Here is a 20,588-nt window from a genome sequence, read left to right as displayed (position 1 = left end):
TCCCGGCTTCGTTCCTTGCAGCCTTAGGCGGCGAGCATCTTTTCGATTGCGGCCCGGTCCAGACCCTTTTCGCCAATCACCACTAGGCGGCTCTGGCGGGCTTCATCCGCACCCCAGGCGCGGTCGAAATAATGGTTCACGCGTGATCCTACCGCCTGCACTTGAAGGCGCATCGGCTTGTTAGCGACTTCCACGAAGCCTTTTATGCGCAGCACGTTTTCCGCTTCGGCCGTGGCGGAAATGCGGGCGGCCAGTTCCTCGGCATCGGCAACCATTGGAAGATCAACGACGAAGCTGTCGAAATCGTCGTGATCATGGTCGAGTTCGTCATCGTGATGGGTCTTGCGGTTTTCGATATCGTCTTCCACGGCAAGGCCAAGGCCAATCAATATAGCCGGGTCCACTGCCCCATTGGCGGCGGTCACGATCTTCACCGCCCTCGGCAAATGTGCCTGCAGGCGACCCTTGGCAGCGGCGAGGCCTGCTTGGTCCAGGAGGTCGGTCTTGGTGAGCACGATCATGTCGGCGCAGGCAACCTGGTCGTCGAACACTTCCTCCACCGGATCGTCGTGATCGATGGAGCTGTCCGCCTGGCGTTGGGCCTCCAGCGCGTCATGATCGTCGGCCACGCGGCCTTCCGCCAGCGCAACACCGTCCACGACGGCGATCACGCCATCCACCGTCACCCGGGCCTTGACGTCCGGCCACTGAAACGCCTGAACCAGCGGCTTTGGCAGGGCCAGGCCGGAGGTCTCGATCAGGATGTGATCGACGCGGGGCTGCATGGCCAGGATCCGGTCGATGGCCGGCACGAAATCGTCAGCCACCGTGCAGCAGATGCATCCATTGGCCAGCTCGATGATATTGTCTTCCGGGCAGGTCTCGATGCCGCAGCCTTTCAGAACCTCGCCGTCTATGCCGACGTCACCGAATTCATTGACGATGATCGCCAGGCGCTTGCCTTCGAGGGTCTCGATCAGGTTGCGGATCAACGTTGTCTTGCCGGCCCCAAGGAAGCCGGTGACGACGGTGCAGGGAACGCGCCCGAAATTGTAAGCAGGGGCGGAAGAAGCGCTCATTGGGGCATGTCCTCGTAATGATGGAAAGGCGGAACGCGTGCCGTCATGCCCTTGCCGCGCAGGCAGGCGGGGCGGCCGCGAAGGGGAAGGAAGCCACGGTCGTCGCTGACCAGCATCATGGCGCCGGCGATGATGTCGTCGACATTGTCCAGCGACAGGTGGCCGAACACGTAAGACCAGCCGGAACGGTGGTTGAAGGCGGCGCTCGGGCTCTTCTCGCAATTGGCCAGGCAGGTTACCGGCTTGACGGTGAGCCGCTTGTCCAGGGCCGCCTGGCGCAGGGCTTCGATCAGGGCGATACCTGGGCGGGCTTCGCTATCGGCGGCCTCGCGGCAATTGGTGCAGACGAAGATCGTCACATCTGCGCCATCGGCTGCTGCCGGATCGTCTTGCTGCTTGTCAGTCATCGCTCGGTGCGCATCCCGCATGGGTTCAATCGGGGCGCTGCACAGGGGACAAGTCACCTGCGCTGATTAATGATCTTCTCCGGAGCACCCCGCCCGTTGAAGCCGGCATATGGAACGGCAGGTCTCCTGGCTCGCGGGTCGTCGCCGTTTGCCTGCCTTCCCGGTTGTCCCAGTGGCTTTTCGGCAAATGGCTCACCGCCTACAGTTGCGGGGGCAGCCGCGGCATTGACCCTTGTGACAGGGTCGCACCGCATTCTCTCTTAGCCCTTCCCGTTGCCGGAAAAGGACCGTTGGGTCTCACCTAAGCCCCGTTGCCCGTGCCTGTCAATGCGTCGCAAAGGCGATTGCCGTCGTGCCGAATTCGTCTATAGTGCCCAAGCCTATGGTGCCCGAAAGGGTTTCGAGGGAATGCGGTGCGACGAGCTTCTTCGTCAATGCCGCGGCTGCCCCCGCAACTGTAAGCGGAAAGTCTTTGCCCACGCGGCCTTCCAGCCGCGACGCCACTGGAGAAATCCGGGAAGGCGGGAAAAGGCGTCCGATCCGCGAGCCAGGAGACCTGCCAGAGGCTTGAGTAACGTAAACGGCCCTCGGGTGGAGGGCGAAAGGACGAGACCATGGTTACGAATTCTGCTGCAAGCGCAGTCAGCATTTCCGCTTCGAAGATCATTCCCCTCAGCATGACGGCCCTGCTCGGCCTGTTCATCGTTGGCTTTGTCGGCTTCTCGCATCTGGAAGTCGTCCACAATGCCGCCCATGATACGCGCCACTCGCTCGCCTTCCCCTGCCACTGAGGAAATCCAATAATGTCGCTGTTTCGTAACATCGTCCTGACGGCGGTGGTCGCCGGACTATTGTCCGGATTGCTGCTTACCGTGATGCAGAGCCTGTCGACCGTGCCGCTTATTCTGCAGGCGGAAGTCTTCGAAAATGCCGCTCCCGGAGCGGGCCACAGCCATAGCCATGAAGCCGTCCCAAGCGCAGGCGCTGCTGCGCCTTCACACGAGCACCATCATGAGGGCGCGTGGACGCCCGCGGATGGGCTCGAGCGCTTTCTTTACACGGCTGCTGCAAACATGCTTTCCGGCATCGGCTTTGCCCTGGTGTTCGTCGCCGTCTGCGAGGCTATGGGCGGACTGAACAATTGGCGCAGCGGGCTCCTGTTCGGCATTGCCGGATTTGTAGCAGTCGTTCTGGCGCCCGGCCTTGGATTGCCGCCTGAATTGCCAGGCATGCCGGCTGCGGAACTTGGCCCGCGTCAGGTCTGGTGGATCGCCACGGCAGCCTGCACCGCCGTCAGCCTTGGCCTCCTTGCCTATTCCCACTCCGCCGTGCTTGCCGTCCTCGCAATCCTCCTGCTCATTGCGCCCCATCTGGTCGGCGCGCCCCTGCCACCGAGCCATGAGACCGCCGTTCCGATGGATCTGGAGGCGCGCTTCGTCAATGCAGTCTTCGCGACTAACCTCGTCTTCTGGGCGGTGCTTGGGACGCTGGCGGCACTGGTTCGCGCGAAGTTTCGGTCAGGCGAAGAGGCTGCCGCGAACGCGGCGCCTGGGCTTGTATCCCGGTGAAGCAGATCGATCCGGCGGCTGAAGAGCGTCATCGCGCCAAGATGGCCAACCGCAAGACGGTGCAGGATGCGGAAGTGGCCGAGAAGACCTTGGAAAAAGGTCTTCTCATGGTCCATACGGGTTCCGGCAAGGGCAAGTCCACGGCTGCTTTCGGGCTTGCGCTGCGCATGCTGGGACGTAACCGCCGCGTCGGCGTGGTGCAATTCATCAAGGGCGCCTGGTCCACAGGCGAGCAGCCGGCATTCGCCGTGTTCGGCGACAGGGTCGTCTGGCACACGATGGGCGAAGGCTTTACCTGGGAAACCCAGAATTTGCAGCGGGACATCGTCGCTGCCGAAAGGGCCTGGGCAAAGGCGCTCGACCTGATGGCGGACGAGACGATCGGTCTGGTCATCCTGGACGAGCTCAACATCGCCTTGCGCTACGACTATCTCGAGCTGGACGAGGTGATTGCCGCCCTCGAAGCCCGTCGGGTGGACCTGCACGTCGTTGTGACCGGCCGCAATGCCAAGCTCGCGCTGATCGAGGCGGCCGATCTGGTCACCGAAATGACGCTCGTGAAACACCACTTCAAGGCCGGCGTGAAGGCTCAGGCCGGCATAGAGTTCTAGGCCATGGGTGGGAGCGGCCCGGCGCGCGCCTTGATGTTCCAGGGGACCGGCTCGGATGTGGGCAAGTCGCTGGTCGTGGCGGGGCTCGCCCGCGCCTTCACCTTGCGCGGCCTCAGGATCATGCCGTTCAAGCCGCAGAACATGTCGAACAATGCAGCTGTCACCGCCGATGGCGGGGAGATCGGCCGAGCTCAGGCGCTTCAGGCAAGGGCGGCGAAAGTGCCCCTCAGCGTCCATATGAACCCCGTCCTTCTGAAGCCGCAAAGCGATGTCGGCGCGCAGGTGGTCGTCCAGGGCAGGGTCGAAGGCAACGCCAAGGCCGCCGACTATCAGAAACTTAAGCCCGAATTGCTGCCGCGGGTGCTGCAGAGTTTTGAACATCTCAAGGCGCAGGCCGATCTGGTGCTGGTCGAGGGCGCCGGCAGCGCCTCGGAAATCAACCTTCGTCGCAACGACATTGCCAATATGGGCTTTGCCCGCGCCGCGGATGTGCCCGTCGTTCTGATCGGCGATATCGACCGCGGCGGCGTCATTGCGAGCCTAGCCGGCACAAAGTTGGTAATCGAACCGCAAGACGCCGAAATGATCGGCGGCTTCATCGTCAATCGCTTCCGCGGCGATCCCGCCTTGTTTGCCGATGGCATGCGCTTGATCGCCGAGCATACGGGTTGGCGCTCCATGGGCCTCCTGCCGCATTTTGCCGATGCGGCACGGCTGCCGGCGGAGGATGCCCTGGGTCTCCAAGGTGCCGGCGTGCGCCGGTGCAGCGCCAAGATCAGGATCGCCGTGCCGATCCTGCCGCATATCTCGAATTTCGACGATCTCGATCCGCTGGAAGCGGAGCCGCAGCTGGAACTCATGCGCATCCGCAGCGGTCAGGTTATTCCCGCTGACTGCGATCTCGTGCTGCTGGTCGGTTCCAAGGCGACCATTGCAGATCTGGCGGCGCTTCGGGAGGCCGGGTTCGACGTGGACATTGCCGCCCACCACCGTCGTGGTGCCCGCGTGCTCGGGCTATGCGGCGGCTATCAGATGCTGGGAAGAATGATTTCCGATCCTGACGGCATCGAGGGGCCGCCGGGCACGGTCAAGGGCCTCGGCTTGCTCGATGTCGAAACGGTGTTGACAGGCGAAAAGCGGCTAGAGGCCGCGCAAGGCACCAGTTTCGACACGATCTCGTTATCCGGCTATGAAATGCATGTCGGCCGAACCTTCGGGCCTGATTGCGCGCGGCCGTTCTCGACGCTCGCAAGTGGAGCGGATGGCGCAAGGTCTGCCGATGGGCGCGTCTGGGGTACTTACCTGCATGGTCTGTTTGCGGACGACCGCCAACGCACGAGCTGGCTGATGCGGCTCGGCGGCTCGGCATCGGAGCTGGATTACGAGGCGGGGATCGAGGAGGTTCTGGATCGCCTGGCTGCGCACATGGAACAGCATCTCGAGCTTGACGCACTGCTCAGATTAGCCAGATGACCAAAGCCAGCAGCCCGAACAGGCCGATCAGCATGGCGTCGGCAATGCGGGCCAGTTTCAAGGCGATGTGAATATGCCAGACGGTCAGCTGCGGATTGCCGCCTTCGCCCATGAAACGAGCTTCGATTATCCGGCCGCCGTAGCTGCGGGGTCCGGCAAGAGCAATTCCCAAAGCTCCCGCCATGGCCGCTTCCGGCCAGCCGGCATTCGGGGACCGGTGATGTTTTGCGTCACGCAGGACCGCCCGCATCGCCTCGCGGGGCGAAGCGCCTTCAATGAAGAAGGCGGCTGCCGCAAACAGCAAGGCCGTCAGCCGCGAAGCCGGCAGGTTGATCAGGTCGTCGAAGCGAGCCGCGGCCCAGCCGAAAGCTTCATGGCGTGGCGAGCGATGGCCGATCATGCTGTCCGCCGTATTGGCCGCCTTGTAGACGGCGCCTCCCATCAGGCCGCCAACCCCCATCCACAAGGCCGGCGCTACGATACCGTCCGAGAAATTCTCCGCCAGGCTCTCGATCGCCGCCCGGCAGACTGCGGCCTCGTCAAGGTGTTCCGGGTCCCGACCGACAATCATCGCGACGGCCTTTCGGCCTGCCTCGATGCCACCGGTTTCCAGGGCGGTAGCCACGGCATCGACATGACTGTCGAGGCTTTTCTGGGCCGGCAGGGTCGCGGCCACGAGGACCAGCAGGACCGGCCCGATGACGACGGAAAGCAGTGCCGTCTCCACCAACAGCGAAATCGCGATCATGGCACCGATCAGCACAAGAAGCGCCAGCACCCCCATGCGCCTTCGCTCCTGGAACTCCGCCGTCTCGCGATTCCACCGATCGTCCAGTTGGGTTATCAGCCAGCCGATCCAGGTGACCGGATGGCCGATGCGGCGAAACAGCCAATCCGGGTAGCCGATGATCCGCTCCACGACGAGAGCAGCGAAAGCAAGAAGGAACATAAGCAGTGACGGGCCCAGCAGGTGGAGAGGACGATGATCTGTTTGAAGCCAGCAGCCCGATCGCCCATGGCGGCAATCTCAACCATGCCCGCGCCCTGTTTCCCCAGGCACCCGAACCCTGGATCGATCTTTCCACCGGCATCAGCCCCTATTCCTATCCACACCCTGCCATCCCCGGCAACGTTTTTGCGCGGCTTCCAGAGCCGAATTCGGCATGCCGGCTGAAGGAGGTCGCGGCACGCGCTTATGAGGCGCCGTCTGCGGAGCACGTGGTTGCCGCGCCGGGTACGCAGATCCTGTTGCCGATCATCGCCGGGCTTGTTGGCGGCCCACGATCCGATCCGGCCTTCGGCCCGGCGAAAGGCAGGGCCGCTGTTCTGTCTCCCACCTATGCGGAACATGCGCGCGCTGCCCGTCTCGCCGGTCTCGCTATGGTCGAAACGGAAGATTTCGATGAGCTGGCATCCGCGGATCTGGCCGTCGTCGTCAACCCCAACAATCCCACCGGCCGCATCGTGACCCGAAAAGATCTTCTTGCCCTCACGTCCGTGATGCAAGCCAGACGCGGCCTTCTGGTGGTCGACGAAGCCTTCATGGATGTTTCCGATGCAGAAAGTGCTGCAGGCTTGGTGGATCACGGCGGCCTAGTGGTGCTGCGTTCCTTCGGCAAGTTCTACGGGATGGCGGGCCTGAGGCTCGGATTTGCGCTGGCCCATCCGGATATCGTTGCCAGAATAGAAGCACAGTTGGGTCCGTGGGCGGTTTCTGGTCCTGCCCTGCATGTGGGTTTGGAAGCTTTGGCTGATACGGCTTGGAAAGCCGAGATGCAGGTAAAACTGCATGATGAGGCGGCGCGGCTGGATGGCTTGCTGAACAAGGCGGGCCTGACGGTCTTCGGCGGTACATCGCTCTTCCGTCTTATCCGCGATCGGCGCGCACAGTCGCTGTTTCAGCACCTTGGAAAGCGCGGGATCATCACACGCCGCTTTGAGGAGCGTCCGGAGGATCTGAGGATCGGCCTTCCCGATCCGTACGGCTGGCCGCGCGTGGAAGAGGCGCTCAGCGCCTTTGATCCTACGCGAGGCTAAGGCTCAGTGCGGTCATGGCCACCGCTGCCGCTGGAGGTTGAACGCTCGACGGACAAAACTTGCCGGCTCCATCCACGTGCCCTTGGGATCGGGAAAGGCAACACCCGGCACTGGCGGCGGCAGATATTCTCCATGATCATAATCAAGGTCCGGACTGATCTGCCAGGGGCGCACCATATTGCCTATCGCTCGTGGAGGCCCGCAATAGCCAAGCGCTTTCGATAAGGGATTGCCGGTAGGGTCTAAGAGGTGGCCAAAGAAGTTCCCAAGCGGAAAGGCTAGACGCAAAACGTCATCCTTCATCGAGGCAAGAATATAGACATGGCCTGTCTTGGCAAAGGCGTCGGCATATTCCTTCTCCAGGCAGTTGCGCTCGATAGCCGCAGCCATGAGGCAAGCCGAGCGGGCGCCGGCATCTAGGCCACGAATAGTTTCAAGAGCGACGCGCGCCCCCAGGCTGTGACTGACAAACGAAAAGCTGGCTGCCTGCTTCATTTCCCTATTGCAGAACTGAGCGAAGAGACGGCCTGCGCGTGAAGCTGTCGGCTTTTCGACCGGGTAGCTGACAAACCCGGCATGCGAGTCCCCTGGCCACAGAATCCCGATAAGGACGGCCGTCTCCGGGAGCTTGAGCAAGCCGTCTAAGCGGGCAAGCTTGCACACGGCGTCTCGCTGACTGTTGTTGTAGCCATGGATGGCGAAGAGCACGTCTTTGTCTGCTGTCGCTCGCTTGAACCCTTCCGGGTTGAGCGGCGCTAGCGGTGATGTGTCGCTGCCTGTTTGAAGTGCCGGGTGAGTGGCGATGGCTCCGCCGACCGGGCTGGTCCGGAAATTCAGGAAAAGGGTCATAGCCCTCACCGCTTGATGGTCTTAAAGGCTGCCACGGAAGTCGAGATGGCTGACGCGAGATCTTTTGCAACGGGCGCAACAGGGACGGCAATGACCCCGACAATAAGTCCAAGAAGAAGGACGTCTGCACCCGCGGAGCCATAAACCGACATGGCGCCTGCTTCCGCAAGTACGACCGAAATGCCGGCTGCCGCCACGCGAGACGTATTCCGATATTTCTGGTCGGCGCGCTCGAAGGCAGAGTCGAGCCGGGCATCAATGATAGCGTCAAACCTTGCCAGTACCGCTAGTTCGACCTCTGTCGGGACTTCGCCTGTCTCGATCTTCACTGCTATGGCCTTCAGCAAGACGGCATTGTCCGGAAGGACATTGGCGGCCATTCTTTCGGCGGTATGGGAATTGAACCCCAGCCTGATGAGATTTCTGGCCGCTGCTTTTTGATCTGAAGTCGGTAGACCGTTAAGCCAATTTGCCCGCGGTAGGGCAAAAGGGTCGGCCCGATCGATTGTTGCGAGTGCCGCCTCGAAAGGCGTCAGGGCCGATTTGATGAAGCCGTACCCGACATTGGAAATGCCCCCTTTAAAGGCTTTGGACGCATCCACAAGGCCGAATGAAGCCGTTCCAAGCGCGGCAATGGCTGAGATGATTGCACCGAACTGCCCAAATGCGATTCCTGCTATGAGAGAATTGACCGGTTCCAAGTAACTGCCCCCTTGCTTCGGAAAGCCAGTGGATGATCCCCCCGATCCTCGCTACACAGGCTCGTGCTCAGCATAGCAATTTTATCTAGGGTTGCAATTTATTTATTAAGCAACCTTAGAGTTCGGAACTCGTCTCGCCAGGCCGGCTGTGCATTTGCCACCGGCAGTGCAGTCGCCTCATAAACGCCACGTGCCACGGCGCGGGCCGTTACTAATGTAGCCAGGTGACAAAGCTCCGCAAAAGCGGCCATATCGCCAAGCGGCTTCAGCCCGGTGGCGGCCGCAAAGATCGTATCGCCATCACCGGGCAGATGCGTCGGGAGCACGGCACGAGCCAGACCGTCATGGGCCATGATCGACAGGCGGTGGGCCTGCGCCTTGGTCAGAACAGCATCGGTCACGACAACGCCGATGGTCGTCGCCTGGAGGGTGACGCCCTTCATCCGCAGCGCCGTGTGGTCTTCGGTGAACCTTTGCGGCAGGCCGAGGCCGCCGAATTCGTCATTCCGTTCGAAGGGGGCGGCCCAGAAATGCGGCCCTCCACCGACGGTCGCCGAGCCCATGGCATTGACCGCGACGAGCGCCGCGATCTTGTGACCGGCCGATGTGGTGGCGCTGGCCGAGCCGAGGCCGCCCTTGATCGTCGCGGTCGAGGCTCCGGTTCCGGCGCCGACGGTCCCTAAAGGAAAGCTTCCCTTCGTGGCGGCGCCGAATGCCGCATAGCCCATGTCGCGATAGGGCGAATGCAGGCCCCAGTCCTTGTTGCCGCCGTTGAGCAGGTCCATCAGGATCGCCTGCGGCACGATCGGCACTTTCGCAGCACCGACGGGAAAGCCGCGGCCGATCTGCCTGAGACCGGCTTGAACGCCGCCCGCCGCATCGAGGCCGAAGGCGGAGCCGCCGGACAGCACGAAGGCATCCACGACCTCGACCGTCATCGCCGGATCGAGCAGGGCGGTGTCGCGACCGCCCGGCGCGCCTCCGAGAACCGAGCAGGAGGCGATGACCGGTTCGTCGAAGATGATGGCGGTGACGCCGGAACCGAGCATGAGATCTGTGGCATGGCCGACGGCCACGCCTTCGATATCGGTCAGGAGGTTCAGCGGCGCCATCGGGCCGCGCCTAGATCACGTCGAACTTGACGCCCTGCGCCAGGGGCAGGGTGCGGCCGTAGTTCAGCGTGTTGGTGGCGCGGCGCATATAGGCTTTCCAGGCATCCGAGCCGGATTCGCGTCCGCCACCGGTTTCCTTTTCGCCGCCGAAGGCGCCACCGATTTCGGCGCCCGATGGACCGAGATTGACGTTCGCAATGCCGCAGTCGGAGCCGCAGTCGGAAACGAAAGCTTCCGCTTCCCGCATGTCATTGGTGAAAATGGAGGAAGAAAGACCCTGCGGCACGTCATTGTGCAGATGCAGCGCCTCGTCGAGATCGGAATAGCGCATCACGTAGAGGATGGGCGCAAATGTTTCTTCCTTCACCGGTCCCGCCTGTGTAGGCATTTCGACGATCGCCGGACGGACGTAATAGGCATCAGCCGATTCGCCATCAAGGACACGCGCGCCGCCGGTCACCTTGCCGCCCTCGGCCTTTGCCGCTTCCAGCGCTTGCTGCATCTTTTCAAACGAACCTTTGTCGATCAGCGGGCCGACCAGATTGCCGTCCTGCAGAGGCGAGCCGATGGTCACCGACTGATAGGCCTTGATCAGCCGCGGCACGAGGGCATCGTAGATGCTGTCATGCACGAAGAGCCGGCGCAGTGTGGTGCAACGCTGGCCTGCCGTTCCCATGGCGGAAAAGGCGACACCGCGCAGCGTCAGATCGAGGTCGGCCGTCGGCGTGACGATGGCGGCATTATTGCCGCCGAGCTCGAGGATGGATCGGGCAAAACGCTGCGCCAGCCGCGGTCCGACGGCGCGACCCATGGCCGTGGAGCCGGTGGCTGAAACGAGCGGCACCTTTTCGTGGTCGACCAGCGCTTCGCCAACCTCGCGGCCGCCGATCAGCAGCGTCGACAGGTTCTTCGGCGCCTTGCTGCCTTCGGCGATATAGCGATCGAGCGCCTTTTCGAAGATGGCCTGCGTGGCAAGCGCCGTCAGCGGCGTCTTTTCCGAAGGCTTCCAAATGGTTGAATTGCCGCAGACGATGGCAAGCGCGGCATTCCAGGACCAGACGGCGACGGGGAAATTGAAAGCGGAGATGATGCCGATCGGACCCAGCGGATGCCAGGTTTCCATCATCCGGTGCTCCGAGCGTTCCGTGGCGATGGTCAGGCCATAGAGTTGGCGGGACAGACCGACCGCGAAATCGCAGATGTCGATCATTTCCTGCACTTCGCCGAGACCTTCGGAGGTGATCTTGCCGACTTCGATGGAGACGAGGCGACCGAGCGACGCCTTGGCGGCGCGCAGTTCCTCCCCAAGCAGGCGAATGAGTTCGCCACGCTTGGGCGCCGGCACCAGGCGCCATTCCAGGAAGGCTTGGTGGGCGGCATCGATCGCCTGACCTGCATCGGTGGCGCTCGCCTCGGACAGCCGGCCGATCTCCTTGCCGGTGATCGGCGAACGCACGGCCAGCGTGCCGCCGGTATAGCGGTCTGCGGCGACGCCGAGTTTGCCGAGGATGGTTTGCACTTCGGCGGCGAGATCCAGTTGGGCAAGCGTCATATACAGTCTCCGGTCACGATGGGCGTCAATCTACAAGTCGGCTGCTTTTACACAATCCGTCGAATGGTGTCAGAAGCGCTCCCCGGCAAGATGCGCAAGCTGCGCGCCGGCTTCATAATAGGCTTCCTTGATCGGCCGGAAGCCCGGCTCCTCGATCGGGGTCACCGGCAGCGGCAGGTCAGCCTCGGCGATCTCACCAAGGATATGGCGGGCCAGCACCCTGCCGAAGCTGGTGCCAGGCGCAATGCCGCGGCCGTTATAGCCGGAAAAGCCGATGACGTTGCGGCCGAATTTGTGCAGCCGCGGCAGGGCATTGTCGGTCATGCCGATCTTGCCAAACCACTCGGCTTCAAACACGACATCCGCCAGCTGCGGAAAAATCCGTTTTAGCGAACGGCGTGCCCAGTTCTTGTGGACGGCAATGCCGGTGCCGCGAAGCGCTCCGACCGAGCCGAACACGAGGCGTCCCGCCTGGTCCATGCGGAAGGAGGAAAGGATGTCCTTGGTGTCCCAGCAGCCTTCGCCGTTCGGCAGGATGGAGCGGCGCAGGTTGTCGCTCAGCGGCGCAGTGGCCAGATTGAAATAGGGCAGGTGTACCTGTTCGCGCCGCACCTGTTCCCAGGGGCCGGTACTGTAGGCATCGGTTGCAACGACAATCCAGTCGGCCGTCACCTGGCCATGAGCCGTCACGACGACCTTTCTGTTTCCCGCCTCGCTCGTACCGGTTACGGCGCTGCCCGTAAATAACCGGGCGCCTGCGCCGATAGCGGCCTGCGCCAGCCCCCTTGCATAGGCGAGCGGCTGCAGCGTCCCGGCACGCATGTCGAGAAGCGCGCCGCCATAGGCGCTCGAGCCGACGCGGCGTTCGGTTTCCGCCGCATCCAGCACCGTCACCGGCGCGCCGCGCTTCTGCCATTGGCGAGCCCGCTCCTCCAGCTCCCTCAGGCCCTCGGGCCCGACCGCCAGATGCAGCGTCCCGTTCTTTTCGAGCTCGCAGGAAATGGCATGTGTCTCGATGAGTTCGCGGACGAGGGAGGGGCCGTGGCCGAGCAGATCCAGGGCGCGCTCGCCATAGACCGGACCCAGTTGCTTGGGAAAATCGTCCGGCATGACCCACATGCCGGCATTGATGAGGCCAACATTGCGCCCGGCTCCGCCAAAGCCGATTTCCGCCGCTTCCAGCAGCACGACATCCGTGCCCGCATTCGCCAGATGAAGGGCGGCTGACAGGCCCGTATAACCGCCACCGACAATAACCACATCAGCCGATAAGGACGCTTGAAGAGAGCCGGTCGCCGGCGCCGGTGGCGCCGTCTTTTCCCAAAGGCCATGAGAGCGTGGATTGCCGAGCATGATGATTATCCGGAAGGGACGCGTCTTCAGTCTTTACAAGCCTCATCTATCCATGAATATCGACTTGTTCTCAACAGGTCATGCGGTGGAGGAATGACATGCTGCCGCCCCGGCGCTTCCTTCCCTCGTTCTCCCTTCTGGCGGCTTTCGAAGCGGCGGCGCGCACCGGCAGCGTCACGGCAGCGGCGAATGAACTGGGCCTGACGCAAAGCGCCGTCAGCCGCCAGATTTCCGCGCTCGAAAAGCAGCTCGGCGTGGCGCTGTTCCTGCGCGAGCGCCAGACGATCCGCTTGACGATCGCCGGCGATGGATACGCCCGGGAAGTTCGAGAAGCACTTCGGCGCATTTCAAACGCGTCCCTCAATCTCAGGGCCAATCCCTCGGGCGGTACGCTCAATCTCGCCGTCCTGCCATTCTTCGGGACGCGGTGGCTGACGCCGCGCATCGGCCGGTTTCTCGATGCCCATCCAGGCGTTGTCGTCAACCTCATTACCCGGCTGGAGCCCTTCGATTTCCGGTTCGACACTCTCGATGCGGCCATCCACTTCGGAAGCTCGCGCTGGCCAGGTGCCGCACTGACCTTTCTGGCCGACGAGGAGGTTCTGCCTGCCTGCAGCCCAAGCTTCAGAACCTCCCGCAATCTGGCAAAAGCTGCAGATCTGCTGCAGGCGCCGCTCTTGCATCTCAACACCCGGCCGGATGCCTGGGAAGCATGGTTTTCCCAGCAGAACGTCGTCTTCGATGGGCTGCATGGCATGCTGTTCGACCAGTTCCTCACCATGGTCGAGGCGGCAAGCGCGGGGCTCGGCATTGCCTTATTGCCTCGTTTCCTGATCGACCGGGAGATCGAGCAGGGTCTGCTGGTGCCGGCGGTTGAAGGCGGCTTGATGCAAACCGGACACTATTATCTGGCCTATCCTGCGGATCGCGCCAGTTATGCTCCGCTTGCCGCTTTCAGGGACTGGATCACCCAGGCGTTCGAAACCGAGCGGCTTGCGCAAGATCAAGGCTTCGGCCAATAGTCGAGCCATCACCATCATTGCCGCTCTGGCGGTCCATCAGCGGAAAGAAATCCATGAAGCCTATTTTTGTTCAGCTGCGCTGCAAACCAGGCCAAACCTATGAGGTCGCCGACGCGATCTACAAGACGGAACTCGTCTCGGAGCTTTATTCCACAAGCGGCGAATGGGACCTGCTCCTCAAGGTCTATATCAAGGAAAGCGAGGAGATCGGCAGGTTCGTCAACGAGAAGATCGCCTGCATTCCCGGCATAGAACGTTCGCTGACGACAATCACCTTCACAGCTTTCTGAGCCCATGAAAAAGCCGCCCTGAGGCGGCTTTTTCATGGTGTCTGTTGGTCGCTAGACCATGATGCTCGGCGCCTGATTACGAGCGCGCACGAGATCCCGGATCGCCAGGCGCACCTCGTCGGGCGAGTTGAAGCGCTGCTCATCCAGGTCGATCACGTGAAATTTCACAGCGATGAACTTCAGCCGATCCTGGTCCGGGATGACGATACCGACAGGCTCGCCGCCGAATTCTATAACTTGTTTCTGCATGGCAGACTCCCGCAATGGCTGCTGAGCAGCTTTGGCGAATGAATTTCAGAATTGTTTGGAACTGAAACCGTTACATTCGACAGCACGGAAGGGAGCAGCGATCCGTGCCAATCATGTTGAGCACTTTGCCACCGAAGGCGGCGACGTGAAGGACTGTAGACATGTCACTCTCCCTTACTGGTGTTGGTGCCGGAGGCGGATGGAATCATCTCTGATCACACCGCCAACCATAAGCAATTCCGAACTCTGGATCAACTAAAATCCAATTAGCTAGAATTATTTTCTGGCTGATGACAGAAGCAAGGCGGAATTGTGAAATTTCATTCGCGTCTGCGCCGTCTCGTCAGCCGCAGCCGAGATAGGGATTGATGCTGGTAGCAGCAAGGCAAGGTCAGTGAAATTTTCGTGACAGCGGCAGCGAGGTCTGAATTTGCGCCTCAGGCCGAGCAAGCGGGCTTGCCGACAGTAACAAGCCGCACGGACATTTATTTTCGGGCAGCGAGACAAAAATGCCGGAGCTGACCTCCGGCATTCCTTTCCGGGCTCAGCCCATCCGCTCGGAAGCGTAGCTACCAGGGCTCGGCGGAAAGACGACGGTACGGTTGCCGTTGATGAAAGTGCGGTGGTGGATATGGGCATGGATGGCACGTGCCAGCACTTGGCTTTCCACGTCGCGACCCAGCGATACGTAATCGTCGGGCGACTGGGCGTGGGTAATGCGCACCGTGTCCTGCTCAATGATCGGGCCTTCGTCGAGATCGGCCGTGACGTAATGCGCGGTCGCACCGATTAGTTTCACCCCGCGCGTATAGGCTTGCTTGTAGGGATTGGCACCCTTGAAGCTCGGCAGGAAAGAGTGGTGGATATTGATGATCTTGCCGGACATCTTTTGGCAAAGCTGGTCGGACAGGACCTGCATGTAACGGGCAAGGACAATGAGTTCTGTGCCACTCGTTTCAACCACTTCCATCAGCTGCGCCTCGGCCTGTGGCTTGTTGTCCTTGGTCACCTTGATGTGGTGGAAGGGAATATCATTGTTGACCACCAGTTTCTGGTAATCGAAATGGTTGGAGACGACGCCGACAATGTCGATCGACAGGGCACCGATTCGCCAACGGTAGAGCAGGTCGTTGAGGCAGTGGCCGAAGCGTGAAACCATGAGGAGAACCTTCATGCGGTCCTTCGCATCGAATATGTCCCAGTCCATAGCGAAGCGTTCGGCAATGGGCTGGAATGCCGGTATGAGGGCGGTGCGTTCAGCCCCCTCTTCGGAGATGAAGCTCACGCGCATGAAGAACTTGCCGGTGTCGAGATCGTCAAACTGCGACGAGTCGATGATATTGCAGCCCCTCTCGGCAAGGAAACCCGAAATGGCAGCGACGATACCGCGCGTGGATTTGCAGGTGACGGTCAGCACATAAGTGTTCATCGCTCTCTTTTCCTCCGGCATAACCGCCATATCTCCGTCTCCATAAACCGAAGCCTCGGACGAGATCCAGTTGCCGCCATGGCCCGCAATGATGCTATTCGATACTGTCGCGAATTCATCTTGCCTGCTTGCGGCGGATCTGCGTCAAATTCAATGTCTGCCTTTTTGTACACAAGCTTAGGGAAGGCAATCGGAAACACCGGTCCCTTTGCGCCTTTCATAGGCGTAACATCGCCGCAAACAGCTGCGTTCGGGATCGGGTCTCTCCTTAAGCCTTTGCTAAAGGTTGCGGTGTCAGTTTGGCCGGAAAAATCTGGAGGAAGAGGTGAAAAGCCGTTTTTCGCAGTTTCGGACGACCGGATGGCGGCTGCTTGCCTTTCTCGGTTGCGTCTCCCTGACTGCCCAGCCCGCCATGGCTGAAGTGACCTGCCTGCGCGGCATAAACCTCGCCGGAGCCGAATTCGGCGAGGTCGGCGAAGCCCATGGCAAGGGCTATATCTATCCTTCATCCGGAACGGTCGCCTATTTCGCCAACAAAGGTTTCAATGCCGTGCGCCTGCCTTTTCTTTGGGAAAGGCTGCAGCCGAAACTCTACGAGGAATTCGACCAGGCGGAGGCAAAGCGGCTTGCCGCCACCGTCGAGCTTATGCGTGCCAAGGGCATGACGCCAATCCTCGATCCGCATAACTACGCTCGCTATAACGGCAAGATCATCGGTTCGGAGGAAACTCCGCAAAGTGCGTTCGCTGATTTCTGGCGGCGGCTTGCCACGCTTTTCGCAGACAAGAATGACGTGCTTTTCGGTTTGATGAACGAGCCATACGAGATCTCTGCGGAGAATTGGCTGTCGGCTGCAAATGGCGCCATCGCGGCCATACGGCAGACAGGCACCCAGAATCTCGTTCTCGTTCCAGGCACGTCATGGAGCGGAGCCCATAGCTGGTTTGGCGGCGATTACGGCACCCCAAATGCCGCTGTCATGCTCGGTATCGTCGATTCAGCCAACAATTATGCCATTGAAGTCCATCAGTATCTCGATGCCGATTTTTCCGGCAAGAACGAGGAGTGTTCACGGGCGCCGGATGCCGTCAAGGCCTTGAACACCTTTTCCACCTGGTTGCGAGACAATGGCCGACGCGGCTTTTTGGGAGAATTTGCCGTCCCGAGAGCAGAGACCTGCCAGGCCGCACTCGCGGAGATGGTGGCCAGTATCGAGACCAATCGGGATGTCTGGCTCGGCTGGTCCTATTGGGCTGCCGGAGATTGGTGGCCGGCGAACGAGCCGTTGAGCATTCAGCCCTTGAAGGGGCGCGACCGTCCGCAAATGCAGACGCTCGCCACAATCTTTGCCGACCGCGGGAGATGCGGCCGCTGACCTAAGGAAATTCCTTGCGGTGCGGGGACAGACCATAACGTTGCCGAAGTCGCTGCAGTTATTTTCAAAAATGCACGACTGGCCCACTGCCGAGTGATCGGACCGTGCCTTTGGGCTGCAGGCTCGCATTGCTGCAAGATACAAGGTGGATGACTTTCGGTCTATCCGGCGACAGATGGAACCAGTTGTCCGAAGCCCGGAAGCCAGGCGCATCGATACTGACGGATTGGGCGAAGACGTCGCTGGAAATCTCCAGTCGCAATTCTTCGCCGTCCTGGGTCAAGATGGTGGCTAATGTCGCCTCATGGATCGCCTTTGCCCGTCCCAGCGGAAAATGGAAAGCTTCCGCGACGATACGTCCCGTTTCCGCGTCGCTTAGCCGTGCCACGGTGACGTCATGCGATGGCGGGCCGAAACGGTAAGCGTAACTGGTGTCGAAGAAGGCGCCAAACAGATCGGTACAGGCCAGGCTCTCGCTGCCGCGGGCCGTGAGGGTCAATGCGCGGCGACCCGATACGACGGGAACCCGGCCATCCCGCAGGCAGGTCACCTCGATTACCGCGTCAAGCGGCTTGGCCGTCTCGTTCAGGATATGGATGTCGAGGCCGTTATTGCCTTCGTCGGAAAACACAAGATGAACCGGCCGAAAGGCGCGCCTCAGCGCATGCCAGGCGGGTTTCGGCTCCCCGTCGGTGCCAACGACGCCCCAACCGGGACCATCCATGACATCCTGATAGGTGAAGACAAGAGCCCCGTTGCAGGAGGAGCGCGGCATCCGCCACTCGGCGAAGGTCGCTTCCATCACCTCGCCGGTGACGGCGCGGGAGAGTTTGAGATAGCGGTCGAAATCCTCCTGGCGAAGCCGACCTGGGTCCACGTTGTAGAGTACCTGCAGGTAATGATCCCGCACATCTTCGAAATCCCAGTCGGCTCCCGCGTCTCGCGGGATCCCGGCCTTTCCACCCGCCAGCCTTCCCCTGGCCGATAGATTGGAAAAGGCAAGGCATTCGGCGGCAAAGCGAATATTGGCGCGTCGCGCATCGTCGAGCGGTCGCTTGTAGGCGCCAACGCCGTAATAATGGGCAATGCCGGCGTTGGAGAAGAAGGGCAAGGTGCCGCCGGACGGCGAGTTCGGCACATAGGGCAAGTCTAGGCAATGCTCAGCCGCCAGCCCGGCAAGAAATTCTTCCCAGAACGCGCCTTTCCAGATTCGCTCCGGCAATCCCAGCATGGCGCCCTGCTGGTAGATTTCGCTGCCGCCGCAGAGGATGGCCAGCGACGGCGAGGCTTGCACTGCCTGCAACAATTGCCGGACTTCGGATTTCACGTGAATCATGAAATCCGGATCGGCGGCCGGATAGTCGAAATTGGCAAACATCAGATCCTGCCAGACCATTATTCCCAGCTCGTCGCAGAGCCGGAAGAAGTCTGAACTTTCATAAGCCGCGATGCCGGGTATGCGGATCATGTTCATGCCCGCATCCGCAGCAGCCCTCAGCCATGGCTGGTAGGAGGCGCGGTCGCCGGGCAGGCTCACGATATCGGCTGTTGTCCAGACGGCGCCGCGGCAGAAAATCTTCTCGCCGTTGACCAGGAGGGCGAAATCCTTGCCGTCGGCGCCGCGATCCGTCAGGACACTGCGGAAGCCGGTGCGGGCGACAAGGAATTCCTGGCGCGCAATGCGCAGCGTCACCTCGTAGAGGCTCGGCTTCCCATGCGTGTGAGGCCACCAGGCTTCGATGTCCGGCAAGCAAAGCTCGGCCGAGTATCGCCCCTCGCTCGCCCTGCAGATTGTTTCACGGCCGTTGCACGCCAGGCGCAGATCCGCAGCCGGTCCGTCATATTCGAAGCCGACCCTCAGGACGCCGGCTTTCTCCTCCAGGCCGGCGGAAACCGAAAGCTGGGAGATCTGGTGCATTCCCGGACGGATCAGCGAAACCGGGCGCCAGGGGCCGACCGCATGAACCTGCGGCGCCCAGCCCGGCATGAAGCCGAGTGCCGTGGTGCGAATGAGGCGCAGGCCCTGGTTGTTCATCAGGCTCGGCCGCCAGCGGGCCCGGGGGCCGGGCTTGTCCAGATGCGGCTTCAAGGCGCGAAAGCAGATGGACAGAATATCGTTTCCCGTCAGTTCCACGGCGACATCATGACTTTCGAACATGCTGTCCGAAGACAGGATGACTTCCTCGCCCAAAAAAACCTCGGCGACCGTAGCAAGACCTTCGAAACGCAGCACAGCCGGCCCGGGCGTCTCGCCCGCAAGCGGCCGCCGGTACCAGGCATCCTTGTCGATCAGCGGCGGGGGCTCATTACGTTTAAAACGGCCGGCAGATTCGAGCGCCGACGCGACTGTGCCGGGTACGGCTGCGGGTATGGCTTCGGTCGCGGCGGGAATATCCAGCGGTCTGGCATAAGCGCCGGACGCCGACAGGGTCAGCGACCAGCCCGTGTCAAGCAGGCTGATCTCTCCGTCGAGGAACCGCACAGCCGTCACGCAGCCTCGCGGGAGCGGTGGAGCGTGCGCGCCAGGTCAGTCATCAGCAGGTCCCAGGCTTCCGCAGCGGGTTCAAGCACGGCCGGAAGCGGCTCGAACCTCTTGCGCGCCACCGCACGGGCCAGCTGGAACTGCGTCGATTTGGCGATTTCGGCAATCCGGATCGCCTGGCGTTCCGGCTCCGCAAAGGCTGCGTGATTGAGCCAGGCAAGATGGCTTGCCAGCAGTTCGAAATTGGCGCCGAACTGGCGCAGCGTGTTGAAGGCATATTTGTGGAAGACGCTGAAATCCCGCTCCGCCAGCTGCGTCACCTGCGCCGGAAAGACGGTCGCAAATGCCCGGATCGGATTGCTTGCCGGCCGACGGGCGAAATGATGCCGCAACAGTCTCCAAGCCGTTTCCCGGGTCGTCCTTGCATCCGGATAAGCGGCCGGAAACTTGGCAAACTCCGTATAAGGCAGGAAAGGCAGTGCTTCCGGCGCCGCTTTAAGCTGAAACAGACCGTCGAAGTCATCGCCCGACAGGGTGAAGAAGCCACCATTGTGGAAGTAATCCAGCTCGCGTGCCTGCAGGTCGAGACGGTTGATGGCAACCGTGGTCTTGCCGTGCTCCTGGCGGTAGGTGAGGCCGCGCGTATCGGGAAGATGGAAGCTGTCGAGCTCGAGCAGCGCCAGCCGGCCGCGCACGATCTGCTCGGTCACATGCCGTTCCGGCCGGTCGAAGATCGCCAGCTCGGTCACCCGAATGCCGTACAGCGCCTCGAGATCTTCCAGCGGCACCTTGAAGAAGGTGAACTGGTCGCCTTCGAAATCCTGCGTCAACGTAAAGCCGAGCATGGCCTCGGGCGGCAGGCCCTGCGCCGCCAGAACTTCGATCCACAGATCGACATAGCAATTGGTTTCCGGCCAGATCCGCTCCGCCGAATGCAGGGCGTGCGGGATATGGCCGGCCGGATCGAGCGCAGGGAAGACAGCGGTATCGGCCATGGCT

At 61.5% G+C, this 20,588-nt stretch carries 20 protein-coding genes and 2 riboswitches; of the genes, 8 read left to right on the top strand and 12 right to left on the bottom strand.

Translation table 11 applies throughout. The features are described 5' to 3' along the window. Window positions 1-23 precede the first annotated feature (23 nt). Window positions 24-1,079, bottom strand: coding sequence for a cobalamin biosynthesis protein CobW (gene cobW / locus E2F50_RS20955; RefSeq protein WP_133318139.1), 1,056 nt, complete (start codon window positions 1,077-1,079; stop codon window positions 24-26). After that, entirely contained in the window at window positions 1,076-1,486 is a 411-nt protein-coding gene (locus E2F50_RS20950) for a DUF1636 family protein (RefSeq protein ID WP_161974298.1), read from the bottom strand. The genes cobW and E2F50_RS20950 overlap by 4 nt, the downstream gene beginning before the upstream one ends. 99 nt (window positions 1,487-1,585) lie before the next feature. Then, a riboswitch (cobalamin riboswitch) is annotated at window positions 1,586-1,793 on the bottom strand. Between the two features lie 59 nt (window positions 1,794-1,852). Beyond that, window positions 1,853-2,064: riboswitch (cobalamin riboswitch) on the top strand. Between the two features lie 36 nt (window positions 2,065-2,100). Between E2F50_RS20950 and E2F50_RS20945 the strand changes: the two genes are divergently transcribed. Genes E2F50_RS20945 through E2F50_RS20930 form a run of 4 tightly spaced genes read left to right on the top strand, consistent with a single transcriptional unit; the run spans window position 2,101 to window position 5,138 of the window. Beyond that, on the top strand, window positions 2,101-2,277 hold the full coding sequence (locus tag E2F50_RS20945) for a CbtB domain-containing protein (RefSeq protein ID WP_133318137.1): 177 nt from the start codon (window positions 2,101-2,103) through the stop codon (window positions 2,275-2,277). Between the two features lie 12 nt (window positions 2,278-2,289). Then, complete coding sequence (locus E2F50_RS20940) at window positions 2,290-3,054, top strand: CbtA family protein (protein ID WP_133318136.1); 765 nt, start codon at window positions 2,290-2,292, stop codon at window positions 3,052-3,054. Next, a complete protein-coding gene (gene cobO, locus E2F50_RS20935) occupies window positions 3,051-3,665 on the top strand; it encodes a cob(I)yrinic acid a,c-diamide adenosyltransferase (RefSeq protein ID WP_133318135.1) in 615 nt (204 codons plus the stop codon). Before E2F50_RS20940 ends, cobO begins: the two co-directional genes overlap by 4 nt. Before the next feature lie 3 nt (window positions 3,666-3,668). Then, window positions 3,669-5,138: a cobyric acid synthase gene (locus tag E2F50_RS20930; RefSeq protein ID WP_133318134.1), complete on the top strand. Its 1,470-nt coding sequence runs from the start codon at window positions 3,669-3,671 to the stop codon at window positions 5,136-5,138. On the opposite strand, the gene cbiB is transcribed toward E2F50_RS20930, so the two are convergent. After that, window positions 5,122-6,087 carry an adenosylcobinamide-phosphate synthase CbiB gene (gene cbiB, locus E2F50_RS20925; RefSeq protein WP_133318133.1) on the bottom strand — a complete coding sequence of 322 codons (966 nt, stop codon included), beginning with the start codon at window positions 6,085-6,087 and terminating at the stop codon, window positions 5,122-5,124. The genes E2F50_RS20930 and cbiB overlap by 17 nt on opposite strands. 5 nt (window positions 6,088-6,092) lie before the next feature. Here cbiB and cobD point away from each other — a divergent pair, with 5 nt between their 5' ends. Continuing rightward, entirely contained in the window at window positions 6,093-7,175 is a 1,083-nt protein-coding gene (gene cobD / locus E2F50_RS20920) for a threonine-phosphate decarboxylase CobD (RefSeq protein WP_245515525.1), read from the top strand. A gap of 12 nt (window positions 7,176-7,187) precedes the next feature. Here cobD and E2F50_RS20915 read toward each other — a convergent pair whose 3' ends face one another. From E2F50_RS20915 to E2F50_RS20895, 5 genes are all read right to left on the bottom strand, one after another. After that, complete coding sequence (locus tag E2F50_RS20915) at window positions 7,188-8,024, bottom strand: alpha/beta hydrolase (RefSeq protein ID WP_133318132.1); 837 nt, start codon at window positions 8,022-8,024, stop codon at window positions 7,188-7,190. Between the two features lie 5 nt (window positions 8,025-8,029). Beyond that, window positions 8,030-8,725, bottom strand: coding sequence for a hypothetical protein (locus tag E2F50_RS20910; RefSeq protein ID WP_133318131.1), 696 nt, complete (start codon window positions 8,723-8,725; stop codon window positions 8,030-8,032). Window positions 8,726-8,823: 98 nt separating this feature from the next. Then, window positions 8,824-9,837, bottom strand: coding sequence for a P1 family peptidase (locus E2F50_RS20905; RefSeq protein ID WP_133318130.1), 1,014 nt, complete (start codon window positions 9,835-9,837; stop codon window positions 8,824-8,826). A gap of 10 nt (window positions 9,838-9,847) precedes the next feature. Next, a complete protein-coding gene (gene amaB / locus E2F50_RS20900) occupies window positions 9,848-11,389 on the bottom strand; it encodes an L-piperidine-6-carboxylate dehydrogenase (RefSeq protein ID WP_133318129.1) in 1,542 nt (513 codons plus the stop codon). 69 nt (window positions 11,390-11,458) lie between these two features. Then, window positions 11,459-12,742 (bottom strand): NAD(P)/FAD-dependent oxidoreductase, encoded by a 1,284-nt coding sequence (locus E2F50_RS20895; RefSeq protein ID WP_133318128.1) that lies wholly within the window; start codon window positions 12,740-12,742, stop codon window positions 11,459-11,461. 98 nt (window positions 12,743-12,840) lie between these two features. Here E2F50_RS20895 and E2F50_RS20890 point away from each other — a divergent pair, with 98 nt between their 5' ends. Next, window positions 12,841-13,764 (top strand): LysR family transcriptional regulator, encoded by a 924-nt coding sequence (locus E2F50_RS20890; RefSeq protein WP_133318127.1) that lies wholly within the window; start codon window positions 12,841-12,843, stop codon window positions 13,762-13,764. A gap of 53 nt (window positions 13,765-13,817) precedes the next feature. Beyond that, a complete protein-coding gene (locus tag E2F50_RS20885) occupies window positions 13,818-14,054 on the top strand; it encodes an Lrp/AsnC ligand binding domain-containing protein (protein WP_133318126.1) in 237 nt (78 codons plus the stop codon). A gap of 51 nt (window positions 14,055-14,105) precedes the next feature. Here E2F50_RS20885 and E2F50_RS20880 read toward each other — a convergent pair whose 3' ends face one another. Both E2F50_RS20880 and purU read right to left on the bottom strand, forming a co-directional pair. Further along, window positions 14,106-14,303 (bottom strand): hypothetical protein, encoded by a 198-nt coding sequence (locus E2F50_RS20880; protein WP_133318125.1) that lies wholly within the window; start codon window positions 14,301-14,303, stop codon window positions 14,106-14,108. 544 nt (window positions 14,304-14,847) lie between these two features. After that, window positions 14,848-15,732 (bottom strand): formyltetrahydrofolate deformylase, encoded by an 885-nt coding sequence (gene purU, locus E2F50_RS20875; protein WP_133318124.1) that lies wholly within the window; start codon window positions 15,730-15,732, stop codon window positions 14,848-14,850. A gap of 325 nt (window positions 15,733-16,057) precedes the next feature. Between purU and E2F50_RS20870 the strand changes: the two genes are divergently transcribed. After that, window positions 16,058-17,107 carry a glycoside hydrolase family 5 protein gene (locus E2F50_RS20870; RefSeq protein ID WP_245515524.1) on the top strand — a complete coding sequence of 350 codons (1,050 nt, stop codon included), beginning with the start codon at window positions 16,058-16,060 and terminating at the stop codon, window positions 17,105-17,107. 64 nt (window positions 17,108-17,171) lie between these two features. On the opposite strand, the gene E2F50_RS20865 is transcribed toward E2F50_RS20870, so the two are convergent. Beyond that, a complete protein-coding gene (locus E2F50_RS20865) occupies window positions 17,172-19,598 on the bottom strand; it encodes a glycoside hydrolase family 2 protein (RefSeq protein ID WP_245515523.1) in 2,427 nt (808 codons plus the stop codon). After that, on the bottom strand, window positions 19,595-20,584 hold the full coding sequence (locus E2F50_RS20860; RefSeq protein WP_133318123.1) for a DUF1839 family protein: 990 nt from the start codon (window positions 20,582-20,584) through the stop codon (window positions 19,595-19,597). The genes E2F50_RS20865 and E2F50_RS20860 overlap by 4 nt, the downstream gene beginning before the upstream one ends. Window positions 20,585-20,588: the final 4 nt, after the last annotated feature.

It is taken from the genome of Rhizobium deserti (genome assembly GCF_004358025.1).
Taxonomy (GTDB): Bacteria; Pseudomonadota; Alphaproteobacteria; order Rhizobiales; family Rhizobiaceae; genus Neorhizobium; species Neorhizobium deserti.
This window is presented reverse-complemented; position numbering and strand designations above follow the sequence as displayed.